Raw genomic sequence first — 25,731 nt, forward strand, 5'->3', positions numbered from 1 at the left:
GCCTCGACTAGAATAGCAATCCGCTCGTCAAGACGGTACTTACCGGATGCTTACCATTCTGGCGCAAAGACGCCGAATTGGTAGGGTGAGGAGGAGTCCATCCCATTGCTTACGGAGCACTTCGGATGAATAACACCAAAAACGAAAGCGGTAAAACGCTAAAAGGTAGGAACCTCGCGTGGCTCGTGGCAACACTTGTTCTGGATTTCCTTGTTCTCCTCGTCTTGGCCTTTAACACGACGATTGAAGCACTAACGCCAGACCGGGTCGCCGCCATTAGAGCCAGCTTGGCGGCTCTACTACCCATCCCCGTCTTGCTCCTGTCCTCGTTAATTTCAGCAAACCTTAAAGCCAGTCTTGTTTTCTGGCGTTTGAAGCATCCCCTGCCCGGTTCACGCGCATTTTCAGTACATGCGCCAGCGGACCACCGAATCGACCTGGAAAAACTCAAAGGCCAGGTCGGAGAATTTCCGGTCGATGAGCGCTGCCAGAATTCAACGTGGTATCGCCTCTATAAGCAGGTTGAATCGGAGCCGTCAGTACTTGATAGCCACAAGAATTATTTACTGTTCCGTGATATCGCAGCAATGTCCGTTCTGCTCATCCCCATAGTGCCCATAGTTCTGTATTTCCTCCGTGTCGATAACACGGCAATTTTTATCAGTGGCACCTGGTTCCTCGGGCAATATGTGATTGCTGCACTTGCAGCAAGGTCAACCGGAATTCGTTTCGTGCAGAATGTACTTGCTGTGTATGCCAGTAAAGGATGATTAATGAGTTTATGGCACAGCACTAATCATTAAAAATTAGTGACTAGGAGGCAGGATAGATGGTGCCCGAGGCCGGAATCGAACCGGCACGACCGTTTCCAGTCGAGGGATTTTCTTACCACTTCGGTTTTCACCGCCAGCTTCCTGCATAAGCAGACTACTGTTCGTGGTCTGGAGCACGCCTTCACCCTAGCTCCACGTTTAACCGCTTTGCCTTAGGTGCCCGCCGTCTGCTCTCTACACCTTCCCCAAGAAACTGCCTTGGGGCTTGGCTCGGCGTTGGCTCGGATTCTAATCAAATCCAGGGCTTTCGCCGAGTTTGACGGGCTTCACCTTCAGGGTTTCCCCTGGAGGGCTCAAATTGTTTAAGTCCCTTGTGTCTACCAATTTCACCACTCGGGCGTGGTCTTACATTTGCCTGGTTTTACCAGGCTTGTTACGTCTTCTTTGGTTCTAGTGGCCCCTATTTGACACCTAGCGAGCCATTTTCAAATTAACCGTAAAGCTTAAATCCTGCTGAAAGCCTTATGCTGCGTGGCTTTCAGCCCTATTGCCACCTCCTAAAAATAGTTGACATTAGAGATTTTAAGTCCCTTGCGTCTACCAGTTTCGCCATCCGGGCTAGCAGGTACTGAATACAGCTACTGAATAATGGAGGCCGAGGTCGGAATCGAACCGGCGTACACGGATTTGCAATCCGCTGCATGACCACTCTGCCACCCGGCCTCAAGGAAAACAGCTACGTAGTGGGTGAATCAAACGTAACTTATGATCGATGCTGATAATCGCTACTTAGATCGAAAATATTAACTTATCTTGTTGATAAGACTGATATTTTTCAATATAGCCGCATTCGATGGGCTGCATTATGTATTAATTTTGAGAGCTTGGCAAGCACACCATAATCTCTAGTTGCAGGCCTGCTCATACAAAGGGTCGCTAAGCTCAAGCTTACGCATAGCTGACACTCGCAATGCCCCGTCCTCGGCCATAGGCACAAGCTCCTGCGTATCGCAATTGAGCAGGTGGGTCTGGTGAGACACCAGGTCCACGTATTCCTTGTCGAATGTGTAGAGTATGAACTGACGGAGACGCTGCTCGTCCCGGTCAATCCGGATGATGTTGTCGGTGTCCAGAACGGTAAAGCCTACTGTCATCGGGAACAGGTAAGTCCAGGGTCGCCAGAACACGCCCTCCTGATCCAGAGCTACCACCTGTGACGCTGGAGGTAACTGGCTTTGTTTGTGCTCGAACCAGGAATACTCATAGTAGATCTGGTAAGCCAGCATTCCCGCGCCGGCAAATATTGGAACGATCCACGTAGGCAGCTTCTTTCCGGTCAAACCACGCAACAGGAAACCGATCCCCGCCGCACCCAGGCCTGCTACAGCCAATGCAAATAAATGCCAAATCATAAATTCATTTCCGCAAATAAGGCGGGCTTCCATAAGGAAGCCCGCTCAGGTTCAGCCAGCTGCAGAGCGCAGCCCTGCAGGTCTGGCCTGGATAGTACTCAGTGATCCAGCGCGGTGCCAGCTCCTTTCGGGTAGCGGACGCTTTCTACCAGATCCTGAATTTCCTGCGGAGGTGCCTCTGTCGCATAGGCTACCGCGAAGGCTACGGCAAAGTTGATCAGTGCGCCAACTGCCCCGAAGGCCAAAGGCGAGATGCCGAACACCCAGTTCGCTGGAATGTTTTCCAGGGTGTTGGTACCCGGAATGAAGAACCAGCCCAGATAGATGAAGATGTACACGGTGGTGGCGATCAAGCCGGCCAGCATGCCCAATACCGCGCCCTTGCTGTTGATGCGCTTGGAGAAAATACCCATCATCAGTACCGGGAAGATGGTCGCCGCGGCAATACCGAACGCCAGTGCGACCACCTGTGCAGCAAATCCGGGTGGATTGATACCTAGGTAAGTGGCAATGACAATGGCCACCGCCATGGAAATACGGGCTGCCAGCATTTCTCCTTTATCCGTGATATCGGGCTTTATGATCTTTTTGATCAGGTCATGACTGATTGCCGATGAAATCGCCAACAGAAGACCCGCAGCGGTGGAAAGCGCCGCTGCAATGCCCCCCGCCGCAATCAGACCGATGACCCATCCCGGCAGGTTGGCGATCTCAGGGTTTGCCAGTACCAGAATGTCGTTATTGACGACCAGTTCACTGCCCTCCCAGCCACGCGCTTCAGCTGTTTCGGCGAATGCAGGCACATCGTTGTACATCTGGATACGCCCGTCATCATTCTTGTCTTCATAGCTGACAAGCCCGGTTGCTTCCCACGTCCTGATCCATTCTGGCCGTTCCTCGTATTCCAGTGCTTCGGCGGTCGGACCTTCAGGGTAGATGGTGTTGATCAGGTTCAAGCGCCCCATGGAGGCGACAGCGGGTGCAGTGGTATACAGAATCGCGATGAATACCAGTGCCCAGCCTGCGGTCCAGCGAGCATCGGCGACCTTTGGCACAGTGAAGAAGCGGATGATGACGTGCGGCAGGCCAGCAGTACCGATCATCAACGACACTGTGAACAGGAACATGTTCAGCTTGTTGGAGACGTCAGCGGTATAGTCCTGAAAGCCAAGCTCATTAACCACTTGATCCAGTTTCTGCAACATGGGCATGCCGGACTCCAGATGAGTTCCGAACAGGCCTGTTTGCGGCAACACGTGACCGGTCATTTGCAGCGAAATAAAGATCGCCGGAATGGTGTAGGCAATGATCAGCACGACGTACTGGGCTACCTGGGTGTAGGTAATACCCTTCATGCCGCCCAGCACCGCATAAGCGAATACCACTGCAGATGCGATAATCAGGCCGGTGGTGCTGTCGACTTCAAGAAAGCGCGCAAATGCCACGCCGGCACCGGTCATCTGTCCGATAACGTAGGTGGTGGAAATCACCAGAAGACAGATGACTGCGACTACCCGCGCCGCATTGCTGTTGAACCGATCTCCGACGAAATCCGGCACGGTGAATTTACCGAATTTGCGCAGGTAGGGAGCCAGCAACATCGCCAGGAGCACGAAGCCGCCGGTCCAGCCCATCAGGAATGACGAGTTGACATAGCCAACCGAGATCAGGCCAGCCATTGAGATGAAGGAAGCCGCAGACATCCAGTCAGCAGCCGTCGCCATGCCGTTCGCGACGGGATGCACGCCCCCGCCTGCGACATAGAATTCTTTGGTTGATCCGGCACGTGCCCATATCGCAATGAAGATATAGACAGCGAAAGACCCGCCGACGAACAAGAGGTTGATAACGAATTGGCTCATTCCGGTTACTCCTCCAGGCCGAATTTTTGGTCCAGACGATTCATTTTCCAGGCATAGAAGAAGATCAGGAAAACGAACGTCAGAATCGAGCCTTGCTGGGCAAACCAGAAGCCAAGATCTGCGCCACCGACCGAAATGCCAGATAGCACAGGTCGTAACAAGATACCGAAGCCGAATGAAACCGTAGCCCAGACTGCCAGGCATCCGTAGATCAGGCGTAGATTCGCCGACCAGTACGCCTTGGCTTTTTCTTTATCATCCATCGTATCTCTCCACTTTATTGTTATTACCGATTTGGGAATTCCACTAGCTCGGAAGGGTTCCGTGCTAACGATTCTGCAAAATTCGGCCTGACAATAAATCCCCGACATTAGTCTTAGGCTTTGATTGCGTGCACAGACAGGTGCCAGGGGGATGGGGATCTTTAGCGGAGGAACAACGAAAAAAGCCACCCGGAGGTGGCTTTAATCTGAATCTGGAGCGGGAAACGAGACTCGAACTCGCGACCCCGACCTTGGCAAGGTCGTGCTCTACCAACTGAGCTATTCCCGCTTTGCAACGGCGCCTATTCTATCTTGCTGCGCCAGCCTGTCAACTCATTGATTCAGAAAAAGTTATTTGTCGCTTTTTTGATCAGAATGCATACTCATATGAGGCCATGCGGCTTTTAAATACAGGCACATGGACCACAAAGTAAGCACGGCGGAGATCATCAGCAGTACATAGCCCAAGATCACCCAGCTCGAAAAAGTCGGTGGATTGGCCAGCAGTACGATCAGTGCGACCATCTGAGCTGCAGTCTTGTATTTCCCCAGATTGGAGACGGCTACCTGTGCCCGCGCGCCTATTTCTGCCATCCATTCGCGCAGCGCCGATATAACGATCTCGCGGCCGATAATCACCATTGCAGGAGCCGTAACCCAGAAATTGGCATGGGCTTGCACTAGCAGGACCAAGGCCACGGCGACCATCAGCTTGTCCGCCACCGGATCCAGGAAAGCGCCAAATGGCGTGCTCTGCTGCCATTTTCGGGCCAGATAACCGTCCAGCCAGTCCGTCAGACTCGCCAGAGTAAACACTGTAGCAGCGGCCAGATAGCTCCAATGCAGAGGCAGGTAGTACAGCAGGATGAAGATGGGGATCAGGGCGACCCGCAGCAACGTCAATATATTCGGTATATTCATAAACTCTCGGCGACCCTCTCTTGATCACGCATTCTAGTCGCTATGCAGAGATGCATAAATCTGTTCCGCAAGTTTTTTGCTGATACCCGGCACCTTGGCCATTTCTGCAGCACTCGCACGACGCAATTCCTGCAGGCCTCCAAAATGTCGCAACAATTCCCGCCGGCGCTTGGGCCCCACGCCCTCAATACCCTCAAGTGGGGAGGTGTTGCGTGCCTTGCCACGCCGGGCACGGTGACCAGTGATAGCAAATCGGTGGGCTTCATCGCGGATGTGCTGAATCAGGTGCAGTGCCGGTGAATGTCCGGGCAATACCAGCTCTACCTGCGGGTCGTTCAGGTAGAGCGTTTCCATGCCGGCCTTGCGAGTAACGCCCTTGGCAACACCCAGCAAGGTCAGGTCATGGATAGCGAGCTCCTTTAGTACCTCCAGAGCCATCGACATCTGACCTTTGCCGCCATCTACCAACAGGATATCCGGCATCTTGCCCTCACCGTCCTGAATCCGGCTAAAACGACGAATGAGTGCCTGACGCATGGCCGCGTAATCATCGCCAGCGGTGACGCCCTCGATATTGAACCGCCTGTAATCACTCTTGATAGGCCCTTGCGGGCCAAAGACCACACAGGAGGCAACTGTTGCCTCGCCGCTGGAATGGCTGATGTCGTAACACTCCAGCCGGGTGGGCATTTCATCCAGTTTGAGTGCCTCCTGGAGGGTTTCGAAGCGCACCTGGATATTCTGCCGATTGGCCAGCATCCCGGTCAGCGCCATGTCGGCATTGTTCACTGCCATGGTCTGCCAGCGACTGCGGGTGCCCCGAACGCGATGGCTTATGACCAGGTTGTGCCCGCGGGCCTGGGCCAGTGCTTCGGCAATGACCGGCAGGTCCTCGTGTACATCGTTGACGATGATCTCTCCGGGCAGTTCGCGTTCTGCTCCGCCAAGGTAGAACTGAGGGAGGAACGCTGCCAGTACTTCACCTGGTGTTTGTTCAATGGGTACCCGCGGGAAGTGGTTCTTGCTGCCCAACACCCTCCCCTGGCGCACCATGATGACATGCACGCAGGCGCCGCCGGGGGATACGGCCGCAGCGACCACATCGACGTTACCCTGCTCGGTATCCATGCTCTGTTGGTCCTGAACCCGTCTCAGCATGCCGACCTGATCGCGCAGCTCGGCAGCGCGTTCGAAGTCCAGATCCTGCGCAGCCTGTTCCATGGCCCTGTTGAGTTCGTCGGTGAGGGCGTTGCTCCGGCCCTCCAGGAACATCACCGAGTGACGCACGTCTTCGGCATATTCCTGCTCGTCCACCAGGCCAACGCACGGAGCCTTGCAACGATTGATCTGATGCTGCAGGCATGGGCGGCTGCGGTTACGGTAATAACTGTCTTCGCACTGGCGAATCTTGAACGTCTTCTGCAGCAGGCTGAGGCTCTCGCGGATAGCACCTGCGCTCGGGTAGGGACCAAAATACCGGCCCTTGATTTTCTTTGTGCCGCGGTGCAGACCAAGTCGTGGAAAGCTGTCCTGGCTCGACAGAAACACATAGGGGTAGGATTTGTCGTCACGCAGCAGGATATTATAGGGCGGCCGAGAGCCCTTGATCAGGCTCTGCTCGAGTAGCAGTGCCTCTGTCTCGTTCGCAGTGATGGTGGTGTCGATCTGCTGGATGCGCGCCACAAGCGCCGCGGTCTTGGGACTCAATCCGGTCTTGCGAAAGTAACTGGCCAGGCGTTTCTTCAGGCTTTTTGCCTTGCCCACGTACAACAATTCACCCTTCGCATCGAACATGCGATAGACGCCGGGCTTGTTACTCGCGGTGGCCAAAAAGGCGCTGGGATCGAACTCGGTTGGCTGCATGCTAGCGGGGCATTGCGTCGATCATGCCGTGGCGTACTGCCAGCAAGGTGAGCTCAACGTCGCTGGTTATGCCGAGTTTCTCGAACAGGCGGTAGCGGTAGGTATTGACGGTTTTGGGGCTCAGACACAGCTTGTCTGCAATGGCCAAAACCTTTTCGCAGCTGACAATCATGAAGGCGATCTGCATCTCGCGCTCGGACAGGCTGTCGAAGGGCGACTCACTCGCCGGTGCAAAGGACTTGAGTGCCAACTGCTGGGCGATTTCCGGGCTGATATAACGTTGACCACTACTGACCTGACGAATGGCCGCGACCATTTCATCCAACGCAGCGCCCTTGGTCACATAGCCAGCGGCGCCGGCCTGCATCAGGCGGGTGGGAAAGGGTTCCTCGTGGCAGACCGTGACGGCGATGATTCGCAGGTTCTTGTCGTGCAACAGCAGTTTTCGAGTCGCTTCAAGTCCGCCTATGCCAGGCATGCGCACATCCATCAGCACCACATCGGGCTTCAGCGCACGAGCCTGGGTCACAGCGCTCTCACCGCAGTTGGCCTCCCCCACTACACTCAAGCCGGGGACATCGGCGAGCATACGGCTGATGCCCATGCGTACCAGATCATGGTCGTCAACAACCAATACCTTGATCAAATCCCACCCCTTGCGCAATTGACGGTCGGCGTTTATGCCTGCCGGGTTTCCGTCTCCGGGCAGCTTTGGCAGTGTTTCCTGCCGCTATTCAGTAGCCGCTACCATAGCAAATCGACGCGCAGAGTGGAACGATTCTCAGCCGGTACGACCGACCTCTATTTGAGGTGCCAATTGGCCCTTCAGCTCCTCCAGGCAGGCCGGATCATCAATGGTCGACGGGGTCACAAAGGCTTCACCGCATGCAATCTGACGCATGATCCTGCGAAGAATCTTGCCTGAACGTGTTTTGGGCAGGCGCTGCACTATCAGGTTTTGCTGAAAGCACGCCAGAGCGCCGATTTCCTTGCGCACCATGGCCACCAGTTCACTCGCGAGCTGCTGAGGATCAATCTGCACGCCATTTTTGAGCACTACCAAGCCCAGGGGCAATTCGCCCTTGAGCGCGTCGGGGATACCGATTACCGCGCACTCGGCTACCGCCGGATGCGCACCAAGCACTTCCTCCATTTCACCGGTGGATAACCTGTGTCCAGCCACGTTGATAATATCGTCCGTGCGACCCATCACGAAGACGTAGCCGTCCTTGTCGACGTAGCCGGCATCGCCGGATACATAAAACCCTGGGAAAGTATTCAGATACCCCTCACGAAAACGTGCTGGATTGCCCCAGATCCCGGTCAGACAGCCTGGCGGCAGTGGCAGGCGAATGGCTATATTGCCCTTCACGCCGGAGGCTACCGGCAGACCTTCGTCATCGAGAATGCCCAGCGTATAACCGGGCATCGGCCATGTGGCAGACCCCATCCTCGGCGCCTGAAGTTCGTAGCCCGCGGGGTTTGCGGCAATCGCCCAACCTGTTTCGGTTTGCCACCAGTGGTCGATGATCGGCCGATCGAAGTGCTCTTGCAGCCACGCCCAGGTGGGTGGATCCAGACGCTCACCCGCCAGGTACAGCCGCTCAAGACGTGTCAGATCAAACTGCCTGGCCAGATCGGCATCAGGATCCTCCTTGCGAACCGCGCGGAAAGCGGTCGGCGCGGCAAACAGGGCCTTCACGCCGTACTCGCTGCAGACTCGCCAGAATGCACCGGCATCCGGAGTACGTATCGGCTTGCCCTCGTAGATCACTGTGGTACAGCCCGCCAGGAGCGGGCCGTACACGATGTAGGAGTGCCCTACCACCCAGCCCACATCCGATGCGGCCCAGAACACATCCCCTATGCCCACGTCGTAGACCGTCTGCATGCTATAGCGCATGGCTACAGCATGGCCGCCATGGTCGCGGATCACACCCTTGGGTTTACCGGTGGTACCGGAGGTATAGAGAATGTAAAGAGGGTCGGTTGCCATTACCGGAACGGCATCGGCAGGCTCGGCATTGGCCAGAGCCTGGTGCCAGTCCAGATCGCGGTCGGTATACAGCTCGGCGTTGCACTGAGGACGCTGCAGGACCACGCAATGGCGAACCGGATGCCGGGCCTGATCGATCGCGGCGTCCACCAGCGGCTTGTAGGCGATAATTCTGTCAATCTCGATGCCGCAGGATGCGGTCAGGACTACGTCGGCCCGGGCATCGTCAATACGTACCGCCAGCTCCGGTGCGGCGAAGCCGCCGAATACTACGCAATGTACCGCTCCCAGACGTGCGCAGGCCAGCATGGCAATAACCGTTTCAGGAATCATCGGCATGTAGATGATGACCCGATCTCCTTTTTCCACACCAAGCTTGCGCAGCATGCCGGCGCACTGTGCAACTCTGCGGGTCAGATCTGCGTAGGTGATTTTTGCCTTGGTGGAGGTCACAGGCGAATCGTAAATGATTGCTGTCTGTTCACCGCGGCCGGCCTGCACATGGGCATCCAGGGCCAGCCATGACGTATTCAGCCTGCCATCCGCAAACCACTGGTGGTTACCTTCGGCATCCTGCGCGAGAATGGTGGTTGGCCGGGTATGCCATTCCAGTTTTGCTGCCTGGTCAGCCCAAAAAGCTTCCGGGTTCTCACTGGCCTGATGGTAGGCTTGCTGGTAGTTTTGTGCGGACATGGTGACTATTCCTCTTGTTTGTCGCCATGATTCGCTCCTGGGCCGGTAAGGGGAACTAGACTTACGTCGGATGGGCGTGGGCGCTCCCCTCGCCCACAATAGCCACACATAAAAGAGGGTTTTGATGATGAATCCGCCCGTGACTAACCGCCCGTGACCAAAGACACTATTTTCGCCGAGGCAGGCAAGACGGCGGTCATGCAGAACATCCACGGCACCATGACGTTCCTGCTTGCCTATCCCCCCTTCAACCAGATGGAGTCCAATCATCTCGCCTATCTGGTTGAGCACTGTCAACTGCGGTTTTACGCCCAGGGCGACACGATCATCAGCCCCCAGCAGGGGGCGGTGCAGCATTTCTATATCGTCAAGCAGGGTCTGGTGCGCGGAGAACGGCTTCTTGCCGGCCAGGAGACCCCGGAAACCACCTTCGAGATCAGCATGGGCGAATGTTTCCCCCTGGCTGCACTGATCGGAGAGCGCGGCACGCGCACCGAGCATATCGCGGGTGAAGACACCTTTTGTCTGACGCTGCCCCGTACGGAGTTCGTCAAGCTGTTCGGTATTTCGGCCAGTTTTCGTGATTTTGCCCTGCGCGGTGTCAGTAGCCTGCTTGATCAGGTAAACCAGCAGGCGCAGCAGCAGGCTGCTGAAAACCTTGGTGCACAATATTCGCTGGATACCCGTCTTGGCGACCTGGCCGTGCGCAGCCCGGTCTGTTGCGCCGCCGAACTGTCCATCCGTGCCGCGGTTAAAGCCATGGATGATGCCAGCGTGGGCAGCATCGTGATCGTTGATGACGCGCACAAACCCCTAGGCATTTTTACCCTGCGCGACCTGCGCCGGGTAATCGCCCAGATCGATATAGATCTGGACGACCCGGTAAGCGGCGTCATGACTCCATCGCCCCACTACCTGGCTCCTGGTGCTTCGGCCTTTGATGCCGCCATTGCCATGACCAGTCAGCATATCGCGCATATATGCGTGGTTGAGAAAGAAAAGCTCATCGGCGTGGTGTCCGAGCGCGACCTGTTCTCCTTGCAGCGCGTAGACCTGGTGCATCTGGCCAGAACCATCCGCCAAGCCGCGAAGGTCAGCACTCTGGCCGCCCTGCGCACAGACGTACGCCAGTTGGTAGAGAGCATGATGGCCCATGGCGCCTCGTCAACCCAAATCACCCACATCATCACCCTGCTCAACGACCATACGGTGTGCAGGGTAATTGAACTCTGCATTCAACAGTATGGCGATCCGGGCTTCCCCTTCACCTGGATGTGTTTTGGTAGCGAGGGTCGTCGCGAACAGACGCTGCATACCGATCAGGACAACGGCATTCTCTTTCAGGCCAACAGTCCCGCACAGGCAGCCAGTTACCGTGAACGTTTGCTTCCGCTGGCCCGACATATAAACGATGCGCTGGCTGAATGCAGTTTCACGCTGTGCAAGGGCAATATCATGGCCAGCAACCCCGAACTGTGTCTGTCGGAACAGGAGTGGGAGAAGCGCTTCGATCAGCTGATCCGTACTACCACCCCAAAGAACCTGATGGACTCCTCGATCTACTTCGACCTGCGGGTTATCTGGGGCGAGCCTGAAGGCACACGAAGGATATTCGCCCGGGTGCTCGACAAGATCCGCGACAACTCGCTGTTCCAGCATATGCTGGCCCAGAATGCCTTGACACAACGGCCGCCTATCGGGCGCTTCCGTGACTTCGTGGTGGCTCGCAGCGGCGCGGAAAAAGACACACTGGATCTGAAGAAACAGGGATTGATGCCCTTTGTGGACGGCGCGCGACTACTGGCACTGGCCCATGGCATTACCGACTGCAATACGCTCCAGCGCTTTCAGCAACTGAGTGCACTCAAGGTGATTGATAACAAGGATGCCGCCGCCTACGAAGAGGCCTATCACTTCATTCAACTGATACGCATGCAGCAACTCCAGTTGCAGGATCGGCAAAATCTGCCTTTCAGCAATAGAATTGACCCGGACACCCTCAACCATCTTGACCGGCGCATCCTCCGCGAATCCTTTCGCCAGGCCAAGCGCCTGCAGGCCAGCCTGGCCATCCGTTACCAGCTATGAATCCGTTTGACTGGCTCTCACGCAAGAGTGGCGCTCAACTGACCGAAGCTCAGCAGGCCCGCAGGGAACATCTCCCCCCAGCGCAACCGCTGAATGACACTCCCCTGAGGAAAGCGCGGTTGGTCGTCATGGATCTGGAAACCAGCGGCCTGGATACCCGACGCGACAAGGTCTTATCGATCGGTGCAGTGGTTATCGAACAGGATGCCATCGACATGGGCACCCAGTACGAATGCACGCTCTACCGTGAAAACCACAAGGTAACCGAAGCCATTCTGATCCACGGTATCGCGCCCAGCGAGATAGCCGAGGGCCGAGACGCCGCCGATGCGCTGCTGGACTTCATGGAGTTCTCCGGCCAATGCGTATTCATGGCCTTTCACGCTCGCTTCGATCAACGCATGCTGCGGCGCAGCTTGCGCGAAGACCTGGGGCATCGACTTCAGCATGTGTTTATTGATATCGCCGAAATGGCTCCCATGCTCTGCCCTGACGCGCAAGTTGGCCGCGGCGGTCTTGATGACTGGCAGGCCCATTTTCGTCTCAATAACACTCAGCGGCATAATGCGGCAGCTGATGCACTAGCCACCGCTGAAATCGCCTTGATCCTGTTGAGCAAGGCGCGCGCCCAGGGCATCCCCGATCTGGCCGCCTTGGAGAGTCGCCTCGGCCACTGGCGCAAACTCAAGCACGCCCGTTCGGGCGGAATCTAGCCTTATCGAAAAAACTGAACCCCAAGGTTGGACGGACGAAGCTGAGGTGAACCATGAAGCCACGGCCTCGATTCCCATGTCCTACAGCGCCGATTACCGCAACAGCGCCCATGGCCTGTCAGCCCGGGCGACCTATAGCTATTAATCAATAGCGCACACAAAAACATCCCGAACCAGTCAGGGCGTTTTCATTCAACCTCGAACTTCGGTGCGCCAACAAAGGGAGCGTCTGGGCTGTAATGCACCACACCTCCTCTCGGCGGGCACCTTTAGAGCGGACGACCTATCAGGACGGGTTGCCGGCGGGAAGTAGATCAGCTAGCGCGCCCAAATTGTTCTTGAAGGCCTTGGCAAACACATCACGATTTTGCGCCAGGTAAAGGCTGACTTCCTCGGCGGTCTGCTCGGTCAATGACGGTACCGCAGTCTGCAGCACTTCACCGAGCGCTTCAGCCAGCTCCAGCATTTTGTCGTGACGATCGGCTTCGGCTTTATCCATGAACAGCTGCTCCGGGTCTCTACTGCTACGATAAACAACTTCAACGGCCATACTCATACCTCTGGCTTGATAGTAATTTGCGGTCTGTCGCTCTGATCAGGCCGACCAGCAGAGTCTACTGTATGTTCGTACAGTTATCATCGTTTTTATGATGCCGCTTTTTTGAGTTATGAGAACAATTGGGCAGTCAGGCGCATTCGGGACCTTACAATATTGGTGCAGCTCAGGCGTTAGCGCCGAATGGTTCTTTCGCCAACATGATTGCCACACGACTGGCCAACAAATCCAGAGTGAAAGGCTTGGTCAGCAACTGCATGTGCGGCCCAAGAAAATCAGTCTGGTTCATTGCGCTTTCCGCATAACCGGTCAGAAAAAGTACTGGCAGACTTGGCTGCAGTTGCTGAATCACCTCTGCCAATTGTCGACCGTTCATGCCTGGCAGCCCTACGTCAGTCAATAACAGATCAATGTGGTCCATAGCATGGAAGGACTCGAGAGCCTCATCGCTATTACGGGCTACGGTTACCTGATAGCCGAGCTCCTCAAGCACTTCCTTATTGATCAAACGTACCGAATCATCGTCCTCGACCATCAGAATAGACTGACCGCCGCCAGTGGTGGCCGTTGCTTCGACCGGGACGGAATCCGAAAGTATTCCGGGGTTTTCTGGAAGGCAGATGGTGACGCTTGTACCTTTGCTTGGCGCGCTTTCAATCGTAAGTTCGCCATGACTTTGCTGGGCAAAACCGTACACCATTGAAAGACCCAGGCCTGTTCCCTGACCGATTGGCTTGGTCGTAAAGAACGGCTCCATAACCTTGTCCTGGACGTTGCGGGGGATGCCATATCCAGTATCTTGTACATCAATACAGACATGACCCGGCTCAGCGTCGTTTGATTTGACAAGCCGGGTACGGATAGTCAGGTTTCCACCTGCAGGCATGGCGTCTCTGGCATTAATCACCAAATTAAGGATCGCGTTTTCCAGTTGATTACCATCGACATGGATCCATGGATCCTCACTACATAACTCAAGTCTCAGAGCAATCTGCTCGGATACCGTTCTTTGCAATAAATCCTTGAGGGTAAAAACCAGACGGTTGATGGGCAGGGGCTTGGCATCCAGGGGCTGCCGTCTGGAGAATGCGAGCAGTCGCTGGGTCAAGGATGCGGCGCGCTGTGCAGAGCTGTGGGCCGCGTCCATGAAACGGCCAATGTCGCTGGTTTGACCCTTGGCCATACGGATCCTGATTAGATCGAGTGCGCTGATAACACCCGTAAGCATATTGTTGAAGTCATGGGCTATCCCACCTGTCAGCTGTCCTACCGCCTCCATCTTCAGCGCCTGGCGCAATTGGTCCTCGGCTCGCGCCCGCTCATCACTCTCTTTTCGGAGTTGCTCGATAGCTGCGTTGAGCTCGCTTGTTCTAGCCTGAACCTGAATCTCAAGCTCTTCGTTAAAGCGGCGTAGGGATAACTCAGACTGTTTTTCCTCGTTGATATCGAGAATTACCGACGCTGCCCCGAGGATATTGCGATGCTCGTCATACAGTGGCACTGCGCTAACGCGCATCCAGGATTCCTTGTCGCCATCCTGTTTATGGCAAAACTCAACTCCGGTCGCCGGCTCCCCTTTCAACGCTCTGGCACCAGGAAACATATTGGGCTCCAGCCTCCTGCCCTCGGCATCATGGGCTATCCAGCGCGATGCCTTTCCCGGATCTCTGGACGGTATTATTCCGCTGGGCAGATATTCCCGGAATAGCGGATTACTGATAACCGATTTACCTTGGCTATCCATAAAGCTGATGCCCACTGGTACATTTTCCAGAAGCGTACTAAGCCTACCGCGTTCTTCCGCCAATTCGGCCAAACGATCGCGCATCTCGAACTGACGCTCACGTGAACCCCAGGCTGCATCGACCGCGCTTAAAAGAGATGCGGAGCTTAGCGGTCGCTCAAGTACGATCACGTAGCCGGCCGAAGGAGGCAATCTTCGTCTTGCCACATCAGTGTCGCGTCCAAACCGACCGTTGTTCGATGCCAGCAGAATGATTGGAATATCAGACCAACTGGGTTGTCGGCTCAATGCTTCTTCCAGGGCTGCAACTCCCCCTAGAAGTGATTCCTCAGTCAGAATGACCAGACCGGTTCCTGCGCCCAATTCTGCGGAAAGCGAATTGAGGCTGGAATGCACCTGGACGTAATATTTTCCAGCAAAGAGCTTGCTCAGACTTTGTGCGTCACCTTTGAAGGGGGCAACAATCGACAGAGTCTTCGCTTCAGGTCGTCTGTCAGAAATCACTCTTTCGCTCTTCCATGAGGTTTTCATCGCCAAAGTATTCTGGAGTGCCCGTCAGCACCCCCCGAAAGGTCACCAACGGATCACCGACGCGCACACCTTTGGAATCTATTCGCAGCTCGCGGATAGCATCTTCATGGGCGCCCGTGCGATGTTTCAAAATGGAGATTGCCTTGCGGAGTCTGCCCTGGGCCTCGAAGTAACGTATCAATATGACTGAATCTGCAATGTAAGAAATGTTGAGACTGGTAGACATTGAACCAAGAAGTCCATGCTGCGGATTAATCAGGAAAGTAACAACACCCAGTTGGCTCAAGTAGGACAACATCTCATGCATCTGCAGGATCAACTGTTGCTCCTGGGGCATGGCCGCCATGTAGCCGTTAAGGCTATCCACCACGATCATTCTGCTATTGCGTTCTTCTACTTCGGTACGAACCCGCCAGGTGAATTCGCCAGGGGAAATTTCAGCAGGATCTATTTGTTGAATAACCAGCTGACCATTTTCTACATACTTGCTCAACTGCAAGCCCATGCTGTCGGCACGATTAATAAGGGTTGCCACGCGTTCGTCGAACTCGTAGATAGTGCAGTTTTCCCCCCTGCGGCAGGCTGCAGCCAAGTACACCAATGCCAACGTGGTTTTTCCTGAACCGGCCGGCCCTGTAACCAGAGTGGTTGTCCCCCGCAAGGGCCCGCCAACCAACAGGTCATCAAGCTCTTTTATTCCGCTGTGAACTGATTCATTACTGAACTTCACATGATGCTTGGCAGCTATCAGCCGAGGATATATCTCCAGACCTCCTTTTTTGATCGTGAAATCATGAAAGCCCGCTACAAAATCTACCCCGCGCAGTTTCTGAATCTGCATTCGCCTGCGCGCGGCACCGAAATCCAGCGTAAGTCTTTCAAGGGTAACCACACCATGGCAGAGGCTGTGCAGATGATTATCACGTTCGCCATTGGACGCCGTCATGTCGTCCACAAGCAGAACAGTGATGTTCTGGCCGGAGAAGTATTGTTTAAGTGCTAGAACCTGGCGACGGTAGCGTAACGGATCCTGAGCAAGCAGCCGCATCTCCGACAGACTGTCGAAAACCAGTCGCTTCGGCCTGAGTTTCTCCACCCTTTCCTCAATCAAGCGGATGGCATTTCCCAGCTCGGCTTCCCATGGGTGCAGGATGGATTGCTCGTAACCCTCGCCCAGCACATCGGCCGTCGAAGAAAACTCGAACAGGTCAATACCGTCCAATGTCCAGCCATGCGAATGCGCAACACTCAGGAGCTCTTCGCCGGTTTCTGAAAGAGTGATATAGAGTACCGGCTCCCCTGCGGCTAAGCCTTCAAGCAGAAACTGTAACCCCAAAGTTGTCTTGCCCGCTCCGGGTGTACCTTCAAGCAAGTAGAGCCGATTGGGGGGCAGCCCGCCTTTCAGGATTGCATCGAATCCGTTGTTGCCAGTGGATATGATCGGGTTTGTTTCTGCCATTCTTTATCCTCGCAATAGAAGTCGCGCTTGATAGCGACTCCAAAACCATTCAAACCAAATTTCCGTCACATTTTAGCAGCCCATATAGTTAATATTGCTAACCTGTATGCAAATGTTTCTATATGTTTAAACATGTGGCCATCCAGCTTTTGCGACAACAGAACGGAATGAAAATTCAAAATATGATTGTCCCTCGCATCCCCTCCAATAAGGCGTACGACCCAGTCTTTACAGGTAAATCTATTACTTATTACGGAGCAACATCTTGAGGAATGATCTGGGCGAAGAAAGTAGTAGAGCACTCGGCAACTGGAATCAAAGTGCGGAGCAGGCTATGCACGAGCGTTATCGACTGGTTGCCAAGGCAACCAATGACGCCTTATGGGATTGGGACCTGACAACTAATTACGTGCTTTGGAATGAGGCACTGATGCACACCTATGGCTACACCGCAGAAACCATCATCCCGACCGGAAATTGGTGGATAGCCCAGATCCATCCTGATGATCAGGATCGCGTTGATGCATCTATACACGCTGTGATTGACGGCGACGACGCGGCCTGGAGCGAAGAGTATCGCTTTCGCAGAGCAGACCGCACCTATGCAGAGGTCCTTGACCGAGGACAGGTGATCCGAAAGCCTGGCGCCTGAGCAGGCCGGAGTATCCGGGAAAACAGCAATGGGGGGATCAATACCATTTGCCCGAATACTCTCTTTCTTCAGCTTGATGTCATGGAAGGAAGATGGATTTGACGTTGACGAACTCCTTTATTCCGAAACCGCCGTGCTCGCGTCCGTAGCCCGAGTCCTTGACGCCGCCGAAAGGCATGTTCGGATCGGCTGCGCCGAAGGAGTTGATACGAATCATACCCGTATCAAAGTGGTCGCGAGCCAGCTTGATGGCGTGCTCCTCATCTTTGCAAAAGATACCGCCACCTAGCCCATAGCGACTGTCATTTGCCAGTCGCATGGCGTCCTTGTCGTCCTTTGCACGGATGATCGCCGCAACTGGCCCGAAGATTTCATCATCGTAGGCCGGCATTCCAGGTGTAACCTCGGTCAGCACTGTCGCAGGGTAATAGGCGCCTTTGCGATCGGGTACTTCTCCACCGCACAGGATTTTTGCGCCCTTGGCAACGCTGTCATCCACCTGCCCTTTGACCGTGTCAAACTGATCCTGGCTGGAAAGCGGTCCCAGCTGCGTATCTTCGCGAGTTGGGTCGCCCATGGTAATCGCTTCCATCTGGGCTACAAAGGCTTGGACAAAAGCGTCATGGACCTTGTCGGTCACGATAAATCGCTTGGCAGAAACGCAGGTCTCTCCATTGTTATAGAGCCGCCCCATCACTGAATATTTCACCGCGGTTTTGATATCAGCGTCTTCAAGTACGAGGTAGGCGTCGTTCGATCCCAGCTCAAGTACGGTTTTCTTGAGCGCCTTGGCTGCCACGGCACCAACGTGTCTTCCGGCTCCATCGCTGCCCGTGAGTGTAACGCCACGAACCTTGGAGTGGGCAATCAGCTTGTCACTGGTGTCATGGTCGATTACAACAACCTGAAACAGGTTTTCGGGTAGGCCAGCCTCAATGCATAGTTCGCGCAATCGCAAGCCCGAACCGGTGCAGATGCTGGCATGCTTCAGAACGCAGCCGTTGCCTGCCATCAGATTGGCAGCGAGCACGCGCACTACTTGGTAACAGGGGAAGTTCCATGGCTGGATCGAATAGATCACACCCACTGGCTGATAGCTGACAATACCGCGTTTACCGCTGAGCGCCTGCACGCGCTCCTCATCAGCCAGCATCTCGGGACCATTTTTGGCGCTGTATTCAAAAAGCGCCGCGCAAAGCTCGACCTCTACCCGCCCATCTTTAAGTAGCTTTCCAGTTTCGCTGGTCATCAGCGCTGCGAGTTCCTCAGCGTTGTCGCGTAATTTTTGTGCGATCTTGTTGAGATAGGGAGCGCGATCCTGAGGAGTGAGTTCACGCCACTCCAGAAAAGCTGCGTGGCAAGCCTCCAGGCGGTCCGTTGCTTCTTTTTCAGACATGACGTTGTAAGACTGAAGTACTTCTTCAGTGGTCGGGTTAATGGTGGTGATGGTCGACATGATCGCTCCTTCCAGATGTGTTGGGTGAGCGCAGGAGTTGGGTCTAACGCTGTGTCCCTGCCCCAGCGCAGCGTAATCGCCGCGATAGGCCGAGGCCGGACATTGCGTGGCGTTAGTGATATTCGGTTCATGAAGAACACAGAACATCCGTCCCTGCCTGTCATAACTGACTCTGGATGATCACCTTAAGTTCCTGCGCAAGGTGCGCAGATAGAGCCCGCGATCTTCTGATTCTTTGAATGTGGAGCAGACGCAAAAAAGCCCCAGAACCAATGACGGTTTACTGGGGCTTTTCAATTCAAATAGTGGCGGAGGGACAGGGATTCGAACCCTGGGTAGGCTATTAACCTACGCCGGTGCATTCAACCGCTCTGCCATCCCTCCACGGCCGGCAATACTACCGGAAACCGCGCGCTAGTCAATGCCCAAGGTATCGAAATGAAACGCTTTTACGTTTTCAAGGCCTTGATTTGCAACATCGAACGGGTATGATCAGTGAATATTAAAGGATCAACCTACTAGCTACTCCTGGAGATCGACTATGAACATGCAAGATCAACAAAGCACCCTGCAGCATACGGGTGTCAACGAGGCCGAGGTCAGTAAGCTTTTCCGCAATACTTACGCTCTCCTAGCCATGACGTTGGCGTTCAGCTCCATTGTTGCAATGGTGTCCATGGCGTTGAATCTGCCCCGCCCCAATATCATTATCATGCTGGTGGGCTTTTACGGGTTGCTGTTTCTGACCTCGAAGTTTCGTGATTCCGGTTGGGGTCTGGTTCTGACCTTCGTGTTTACCGGTTTCCTTGGATACACAACCGGCCCCATATTGAATGCTTACCTGTCTTTGCCAAACGGCGGCTCGCTTGTGGCCATGGCTCTGGGTATGACTGCTATGGTGTTCCTCGGTCTGTCCGCCTACGCGATTCTGACCCGCAAAGACTTCAGCTTCCTGTCTGGCTTCATCATGGCCGGCTTTGTGGTGTTGCTCTGCGCCGTTGTGGCCAGCATCTTCATTGATGTCTCGGGCCTTGCCCTGGCGATTTCTGCTGGCTTCGTATTGTTTTCTTCGGCCATCATTCTGTATCAGACCAGCTCAATCATTCATGGTGGTGAAGACAATTACATCATGGCGACCATCACCCTGTTTGTATCTATCTACAATATTTTCCTCAGTCTGCTACACATTCTGGGCATCTTCGGCGACGATTAATCGCTTGATTAGTTACAATGAGGCCCGCTCCATAGCGGGCCTTTTTTGTTTATGAACGGTTATATCCATGAATTTTGCCATTATCCTTCTTGCCGGCCCCCAGGATCCCGCTGCTCGCAGCGCTTTGAACTTTGCCCGCGCAGCGTTGGATGCGGGGCACCAGATCAGCCGGTTATTTTTCTATCGTGACGCGGTCCATCTGGCCAGCTCGTTGGGTGTACAGCCCCAGGATGAGGCGGACATTTACGCCGACTGGCGGGCTTTTATCAGCGACAACCAGCTTGATGCGGTTGTCTGCATTGCAGCGGCGCTGCGCCGCGGTGTGCTAGACAGCGCGGAAGCAACCCGGTGGAAGCGACCAGTAGCAAACAGCGGAGCACCTTGGGCATTATCGGGCCTTGGGCAATGGGTCGACAGCCTGCAAACGGCCGACCGCACAGTGACGTTTGGTACCTGACATGAAAAGTCTGTTGATTATTACCAGTCGGCCGCCTACCCACCTGGCGGCCCGGGAGGCTCTAGACCTGGCGCTGGCTGCTGCTGCCTTCGGTGTGCCGACAGGTCTCCTGTTCATGGGTGACGGGGTTCTGCAGTTGCGCAAGGGGCAGGATGCAGGTTTGCTGCAGCAAAAATCACTGTCGGCGAATCTTGATGCCCTGGATATGTATGGCATAGAAGACGTCATGGTCTGTCGGCATTCGCTTGCCGAACGCGGATTGAACATAAATCAATGTTCATTGCCGGCAGACTGCGTAGATAGCAACCAAATTGCTATTTTGCTGGAACACTTCTCGGAGGTGGTATGCCTGTGAGCGCACCCACTCTTCATATTCTCCGCCACTCGCCAACCGGAAGCAGCTCGCTGGCCAATTGCATGCGTGTATTGGCGAACAAGCAGAGCGTTCTTCTCATCGAGGATGCTGTCTACGCGCTACTGCCAGGCTCTGCATCCCTGGGCAGTATCAAACTTCTTCCCGGTGATGTGCGTTTGCATGTACTGGAGGCAGACCTGCTTGCCCGTGGGCTGGCCCTGGACGATCTGCCCGCGCGTGTTCAATCCATAGACTACAAAGGCATTGTGCAACTCTGCGAGCAAAGCGGCAAGGTGGTCAGCTGGTGACGCAGACAATACAGGTTGGATCAAAGCGTATTGCACTTGACCAGGAAGGCTTCCTGACCGATCTGAACGACTGGTCGCAACCCCTGGCCGCGGAGCTCGCGCGTATCGAAGGCATCGAGTTTACCGACAAGCATCTGGAAGTGATTCTTTTGCTCCGCCAGTTTTATCAACGCTATCAACTCTCGCCGGCTATGCGGCCTTTGGTAAAATACGTAGGTCAGGAGCTTGGTCCGGAAAAAGGCAAAAGCATCTATTTGCTGAAGCTGTTTCCCGGTAGTCCGGCCAAGCTCGCGAGCAAAATTGCAGGCCTGCCCAAGCCGGATAATTGTCTGTAAAACCGCCATTAGGACTCGCTTCGCCAGACTTTATAATCCGGGTCCGATTGGCAACGTGGTCAGAATCACCAGTTCATCTCCCGTCTGGAGCTTGAGCGGGACATCCCTGGCGGGGTTGAGCTGCAATCGCCTGCCTTCGGCATCCGGCGTTAGCCGATAGAGCCCCAGAGCCGTCTCACCCTGCAAACCAGCCACTGCTTCCAGGTCGGCAAAGGTATTGACGCTCTGCATGGGGTATTCACTCAGGTCCCTATAGAGAATCTCGGCCCCACCCACGGTAAAGAGCTCCTCAAACACCAGGCCGAGTTCACGGCGTTGTGCAATTTGCGCCATCAGGTGGCTCAGAATCATCGGACTGATGATACTTTCACTGCGGTTACGCACCACCAACTCTTCATTTGCCGGGTCACTCAGCTCCAGCAGCAGCTGCGGTCGATGCTTACGCTCCTTCAACAACTCATCCACTGCCATGTATCCAACCATCGCACGGGCATCAGCCTCTTCACCCGAGTCCAGCCGGTCACTGGATACCAGCAGAATACTGTCCCACTGGGTTTGCAGGATCTTTCTCAAGGTTGTCTCTGCCATGAAATCGGCTTGCAGATGATCACAGGGCACGCTCTGGGCCTTTTCACTGTACTGCACCAGTTCCTCACGCTGGGCGTCCGCTTCGAGGGTTGAAACCATCATGAGGCGGAAGTTCTGTTCACCATAGGTTGCCAGCTCATGCACAAGCGCTGGCAGGCGTCGATTCCAGCCAAGAATGAGTACCGACTTCTTGCTGAAGTCAGCTCCAATCAATGACGTATTGACCTGGCTTTTACGCTCCCACGTCCTGGCTAGAAGCTCATTGTCTTGTGTTGGATCTGCATCCTCGTATTCGCGGGCCAGCATTACCAGGCTGTCGCCGGTCTGCACCCGCTCGCTGGTCGGCGCGTTGAGCATCGTGGTCGATATGTCCCCTGCCCTGCGGACCAGACCGAGAAGCACAGCATGAGGGCATCGCGCAGCAATTGCGGCCAGTGTCTGACCTTCACAGCCTACAGTTGAACGCAGATAAATTTCATTGCCATCGTGTACCGACATGACTTCGCCGTAGAACTCCGGGAGCCCAGGGTGCAGGATGGCCTGCGCCATCAGTCGACTGACTATCGCATCACTGGCAATGATTTCCAGCGGGCCGGGATAGGCCCTGCGCATCACGTTCAGCTTGCGCACATCCTCGATCTCGGCCACCACATAAGGCAGAGGTTGACCACTATGTTGACCCTGGGCGTGCAGGGTCAGCAAAGCCTTGATGGTTTCCATATCACCGGTAACCAACGTGCTACCGCCCTGGGAGCGACCGGGGATCATGACCACCGCGGCCTGCAGGCAAGCAACCCGGTGCAATGCCTCGGGGTGCAATGGCGTGCCCGAGCGCAAGATGATGTCCTTGACCCGACGACCAACACCGGGAGTGTCGCGCAGCTCCTGACTTCGCTCTGTATCTACTATGTCTGACAAGATCACCAGACGCAGACGGCGAGTATCGAGAGATTTGAGTAGGCGTTGAATACCACCAGCGTTATCCATGATTTCCTGCACTAGCGGGATAGTCCGGTTCGTCCAACCCAGGATCACAACATGATTGTTGATCGTAACCGGTGTCAGGCCTTGCTCCAGTACGCCCATCTTGCTGATCAGCCAGCGGGTCATGATGGCCACTAGTGTGCCCATGAAAAGCACATACCCGACAACAGTCAGCACCGTGGATATCACCCTGCGCCAGGTGCCTGAGTCGTCCCCAAGATACCCCGGGTCGGTAAGCCGGAGAAATGCCCACCACACAGAATCAGCCAGCGGAACATCAGCCTGCGAAGAGGGCCAGGCCAACCATCCGCCGATCAGTGAAATCAACGCGATAAAAAGCGCCACAACGAGAAGTTGGTAGTGCACGCCCTTGATCAACTGGCGTTCGAGGATATATCGCAGACGGTCTACCAGTGTGAAGGGCAGCATATGAATTCCAGTTGGTCAAAACCTTACAAGCGTACCTAAAGCCTGCTAGATTGACTATCTGCAAGCCTGCGGACTGAATATAACAGCGGTCATTGATGGATAACCTGCAAAACATCTTCGCGCTATTCGCCATAGCTTTTTACTGGCTTTTTTCAGCTGCAGTGACTGTCCGTGTCATCACTCGCCGCAGGCCGGTAAGCGGCACCCTCGCTTGGCTTCTGGTTATATATGTCATCCCTCTGATAGGGGCAGTTCTTTATCTGATGATTGGTGAGATGAACCTTGGCCGCCGGCACGGGGAACGCACCAACGCCATGATCGACCCATACCTGCACAACATAAATCATCGTTTTGGTCGCCCTGAGGCCGTTTTACCCGGTGGCGCATTGGCCCAGGGCATTCATCAAATGCTGATTGCACGCAACGGCGTCAGTGCACTGGGATATTCGAATATGCAGTTGCTGGCCACGCCAGAGGCGATTTTTCAGCAATGGCTGGGCGATATTCAACAGGCCAGGGAAAGTATTCGGGTAGTGACCTACATATGGCATCCCGGAGGCAGAGTTGATGATATTTCCCAGGCACTGATCGCTGCAAGCCAACGCGGCGTAAGGGTCTCGCTGCTGATCGATCATGCGGGCAGTCGTAAATTCTTCCGTTCAAAATGGCGCAAGAAAATGGTCGAAGCCGGCATAGAGGTGGTTCCGGCTTTGCCGGTAAAGTTATTTCGTGCCCTGGCTCGCCGCATAGACCTGCGTATGCATCGTAAACTGTGGGTCATTGACGACCGTATTGCCTATACAGGCTCGATGAACATGGCCGACCCACTGAGTTTCAAACAGGGGGCTGGTGTTGGTCAATGGGTCGACCTTATGCTGCGCTTTGACGGTCAGGCTGCCCCGGGATTATCCAAGGTCTTTGCCTGGGACTGGGAAGTGGAAACCGGCCTGCGTGACCTTCCAAAACACTACCCGGCTGCAGAGAACTGGCCTAACTGGGTTTCCATCATTCCATCGGGACCGGGCGTTGGCGAAGACCTGATTGGCCAAGCGGCGCTTTCTGCTATCTACCGTGCCAATACCAGTATCACCATCTGTACGCCCTACTTCGTGCCATCCGAAGCCATATTTGATGCACTACGCCAGGCAGCAAGGCGTGGTGTCGACGTGAATGTTCTGTTGCCCAAGAAAAATGACTCGATCATGGTGGGTTGGGCCAGCCGCTCATACTTTGAGCTGTTATTGGAATCAGGAGCCAGAATTCATCGCTTCGATGGTGGCTTGTTGCACAGCAAAGCAATGCTGATTGATGACGCAATAGCGCTGGTTGGTAGCGTCAACCTGGATATACGCAGCCTGCAACTCAACTTCGAGTTGACCGTCACTCTCTTTGACGGCGATAGCACTGCCGCAGTCGGGCACTTGATTGATTCCTACCTTGAGCGCAGTGAGCTCCTGACCCTGGCCTCGTGGCGCGAACGAAGCCGAGGTGCAAGGGTCCTTGAGCGTCTTATGTTCTTCATGAGTCCGCTGCTCTGAACTCACCATGAGCTCGCGCATGCCCCTCGACAGTAGCGAACGTAGGGATCTATTAATACTCTAAAAAACACAGTTAATGAGACTTGTTCTCATAAAGGATGACTGCTACATTCTAGATGCGATTTATTATCATTGTTATCTAGAGGTATGTGATGCGAATCTATCTGCTGCCCTTAACCCTTACCGCCGCACTCATGTCACCTGCCATGGCTGACGCAGGAGACGTAAGTCATTACCAGGCCAAAGCGGCTGACTCCCATGAACAGGCCGTGGCCAACTTCAAAGAATATAATGGACGATTAGAAGCCTTATTGGCCGGAGAGCTGGATGGCAGCGATCTGGCACAGGTACATGAACTGACCTATACCCTGGAAAATGCGCTGGAAAAAATGCGTGCCGAGGCCAGCGAAATGGCTTTAGCTCTTGAGGAAGTCCATCTGGCATCCGAGCGCGCAGACTCTGATGCTGTGCGCAAGCATGGTAAAGCTTACCTTGGTGCTGCCAAGACGCTTATAAACTAGGAAGCAACCACCCCATGTTGT

22 protein-coding genes, 3 tRNA genes and 1 pseudogene are annotated in these 25,731 nt (G+C 54.8%); 11 read left to right on the top strand and 15 right to left on the bottom strand.

Features of this window, described 5'->3' with window-relative positions:
• Positions 1-125 precede the first annotated feature (125 nt).
• Positions 126-770 carry a hypothetical protein gene (locus tag AAC076_RS15195; RefSeq protein ID WP_339847269.1) on the top strand — a complete coding sequence of 215 codons (645 nt, stop codon included), beginning with the start codon at positions 126-128 and terminating at the stop codon, positions 768-770.
• 652 nt (positions 771-1,422) lie between these two features.
• On the opposite strand, the gene AAC076_RS15200 is transcribed toward AAC076_RS15195, so the two are convergent.
• The 9 genes from AAC076_RS15200 to AAC076_RS15240 all read right to left on the bottom strand — a co-directional run bounded on the left by AAC076_RS15200 (position 1,423) and on the right by AAC076_RS15240 (position 9,783).
• Positions 1,423-1,496, bottom strand: a tRNA-Cys gene (locus AAC076_RS15200).
• Positions 1,497-1,678: 182 nt separating this feature from the next.
• Entirely contained in the window at positions 1,679-2,185 is a 507-nt protein-coding gene (locus AAC076_RS15205; RefSeq protein WP_339847272.1) for a hypothetical protein, read from the bottom strand.
• 98 nt (positions 2,186-2,283) lie between these two features.
• Entirely contained in the window at positions 2,284-4,047 is a 1,764-nt protein-coding gene (locus AAC076_RS15210; RefSeq protein ID WP_339847274.1) for a sodium:solute symporter family protein, read from the bottom strand.
• A gap of 5 nt (positions 4,048-4,052) precedes the next feature.
• Complete coding sequence (locus AAC076_RS15215; RefSeq protein WP_335607283.1) at positions 4,053-4,310, bottom strand: DUF4212 domain-containing protein; 258 nt, start codon at positions 4,308-4,310, stop codon at positions 4,053-4,055.
• 213 nt (positions 4,311-4,523) lie between these two features.
• Positions 4,524-4,599, bottom strand: a tRNA-Gly gene (locus tag AAC076_RS15220).
• A gap of 62 nt (positions 4,600-4,661) precedes the next feature.
• Positions 4,662-5,231 carry a CDP-diacylglycerol--glycerol-3-phosphate 3-phosphatidyltransferase gene (gene pgsA, locus AAC076_RS15225; protein ID WP_339847276.1) on the bottom strand — a complete coding sequence of 190 codons (570 nt, stop codon included), beginning with the start codon at positions 5,229-5,231 and terminating at the stop codon, positions 4,662-4,664.
• 33 nt (positions 5,232-5,264) lie between these two features.
• Entirely contained in the window at positions 5,265-7,094 is a 1,830-nt protein-coding gene (uvrC, locus tag AAC076_RS15230) for an excinuclease ABC subunit UvrC (RefSeq protein WP_339847278.1), read from the bottom strand.
• Between the two features lies 1 nt (position 7,095).
• Positions 7,096-7,740, bottom strand: coding sequence for a UvrY/SirA/GacA family response regulator transcription factor (gene uvrY / locus AAC076_RS15235; RefSeq protein ID WP_339847281.1), 645 nt, complete (start codon positions 7,738-7,740; stop codon positions 7,096-7,098).
• A 135-nt stretch (positions 7,741-7,875) separates the two neighbouring features.
• On the bottom strand, positions 7,876-9,783 hold the full coding sequence (locus AAC076_RS15240; RefSeq protein ID WP_339847283.1) for a propionyl-CoA synthetase: 1,908 nt from the start codon (positions 9,781-9,783) through the stop codon (positions 7,876-7,878).
• 153 nt (positions 9,784-9,936) lie between these two features.
• On the opposite strand from AAC076_RS15240, the gene AAC076_RS15245 reads away from it, so the two are divergent.
• Together AAC076_RS15245 and AAC076_RS15250 are read left to right on the top strand one after the other, a co-directional pair.
• Positions 9,937-11,871, top strand: coding sequence for a putative nucleotidyltransferase substrate binding domain-containing protein (locus AAC076_RS15245; protein ID WP_339847285.1), 1,935 nt, complete (start codon positions 9,937-9,939; stop codon positions 11,869-11,871).
• A complete protein-coding gene (locus AAC076_RS15250) occupies positions 11,868-12,584 on the top strand; it encodes a 3'-5' exonuclease (RefSeq protein WP_339847286.1) in 717 nt (238 codons plus the stop codon). Before AAC076_RS15245 ends, AAC076_RS15250 begins: the two co-directional genes overlap by 4 nt.
• A gap of 286 nt (positions 12,585-12,870) precedes the next feature.
• On the opposite strand, the gene AAC076_RS15255 is transcribed toward AAC076_RS15250, so the two are convergent.
• From AAC076_RS15255 to AAC076_RS15265, 3 genes are all read right to left on the bottom strand, one after another.
• Positions 12,871-13,134: a YebG family protein gene (locus AAC076_RS15255; protein WP_339847288.1), complete on the bottom strand. Its 264-nt coding sequence runs from the start codon at positions 13,132-13,134 to the stop codon at positions 12,871-12,873.
• Positions 13,135-13,306: 172 nt separating this feature from the next.
• Positions 13,307-15,388, bottom strand: a complete 2,082-nt coding sequence (locus AAC076_RS15260) for an ATP-binding protein (protein WP_339847291.1) — start codon at positions 15,386-15,388, stop codon at positions 13,307-13,309.
• Entirely contained in the window at positions 15,378-16,874 is a 1,497-nt protein-coding gene (locus tag AAC076_RS15265; protein WP_339847294.1) for an ATPase domain-containing protein, read from the bottom strand. The genes AAC076_RS15260 and AAC076_RS15265 overlap by 11 nt, the downstream gene beginning before the upstream one ends.
• A gap of 334 nt (positions 16,875-17,208) precedes the next feature.
• Between AAC076_RS15265 and AAC076_RS15270 the strand changes: the two are divergent.
• Positions 17,209-17,511 (top strand): annotated as a pseudogene (locus AAC076_RS15270) (PAS domain-containing protein); the annotation flags it as partial.
• 94 nt (positions 17,512-17,605) lie between these two features.
• Here the strand turns inward: AAC076_RS15270 and AAC076_RS15275 are convergent.
• Positions 17,606-18,982, bottom strand: a complete 1,377-nt coding sequence (locus AAC076_RS15275) for an NAD-dependent succinate-semialdehyde dehydrogenase (RefSeq protein WP_339847295.1) — start codon at positions 18,980-18,982, stop codon at positions 17,606-17,608.
• Positions 18,983-19,288: 306 nt separating this feature from the next.
• Positions 19,289-19,366, bottom strand: a tRNA-OTHER gene (locus AAC076_RS15280).
• 163 nt (positions 19,367-19,529) lie between these two features.
• On the opposite strand from AAC076_RS15280, the gene AAC076_RS15285 reads away from it, so the two are divergent.
• The 5 genes from AAC076_RS15285 (at position 19,530) to AAC076_RS15305 (ending at position 21,650) form a co-directional block, all read left to right on the top strand.
• Positions 19,530-20,195 (top strand): Bax inhibitor-1/YccA family protein, encoded by a 666-nt coding sequence (locus AAC076_RS15285; RefSeq protein WP_339847351.1) that lies wholly within the window; start codon positions 19,530-19,532, stop codon positions 20,193-20,195.
• Between the two features lie 67 nt (positions 20,196-20,262).
• Complete coding sequence (gene tusD, locus AAC076_RS15290) at positions 20,263-20,652, top strand: sulfurtransferase complex subunit TusD (RefSeq protein ID WP_339847297.1); 390 nt, start codon at positions 20,263-20,265, stop codon at positions 20,650-20,652.
• Between the two features lies 1 nt (position 20,653).
• The gene (gene tusC, locus AAC076_RS15295) at positions 20,654-21,007 is read left to right on the top strand and encodes a sulfurtransferase complex subunit TusC (RefSeq protein WP_339847300.1); all 354 of its coding nucleotides are present in this window, start codon (positions 20,654-20,656) and stop codon (positions 21,005-21,007) included.
• Positions 21,004-21,315 carry a sulfurtransferase complex subunit TusB gene (gene tusB / locus AAC076_RS15300; RefSeq protein ID WP_339847301.1) on the top strand — a complete coding sequence of 104 codons (312 nt, stop codon included), beginning with the start codon at positions 21,004-21,006 and terminating at the stop codon, positions 21,313-21,315. Before tusC ends, tusB begins: the two co-directional genes overlap by 4 nt.
• A complete protein-coding gene (locus tag AAC076_RS15305) occupies positions 21,312-21,650 on the top strand; it encodes a TusE/DsrC/DsvC family sulfur relay protein (RefSeq protein ID WP_339847303.1) in 339 nt (112 codons plus the stop codon). Before tusB ends, AAC076_RS15305 begins: the two co-directional genes overlap by 4 nt.
• Positions 21,651-21,680: 30 nt before the next feature.
• Here the strand turns inward: AAC076_RS15305 and AAC076_RS15310 are convergent, their stop codons facing one another.
• Positions 21,681-23,651 (bottom strand): ion channel DMI1, encoded by a 1,971-nt coding sequence (locus AAC076_RS15310; RefSeq protein ID WP_339847306.1) that lies wholly within the window; start codon positions 23,649-23,651, stop codon positions 21,681-21,683.
• Between the two features lie 95 nt (positions 23,652-23,746).
• Here AAC076_RS15310 and cls point away from each other — a divergent pair, with 95 nt between their 5' ends.
• A complete protein-coding gene (cls, locus tag AAC076_RS15315) occupies positions 23,747-25,189 on the top strand; it encodes a cardiolipin synthase (protein WP_339847308.1) in 1,443 nt (480 codons plus the stop codon).
• Positions 25,190-25,341: 152 nt separating this feature from the next.
• Positions 25,342-25,710 (top strand): DUF6746 family protein, encoded by a 369-nt coding sequence (locus AAC076_RS15320; protein WP_339847310.1) that lies wholly within the window; start codon positions 25,342-25,344, stop codon positions 25,708-25,710.
• Positions 25,711-25,731: the final 21 nt, after the last annotated feature.

The sequence above is a fragment of the uncultured Halopseudomonas sp. genome, from assembly GCF_963977355.1.
Lineage (GTDB): Bacteria > Pseudomonadota > Gammaproteobacteria > Pseudomonadales > Pseudomonadaceae > Halopseudomonas.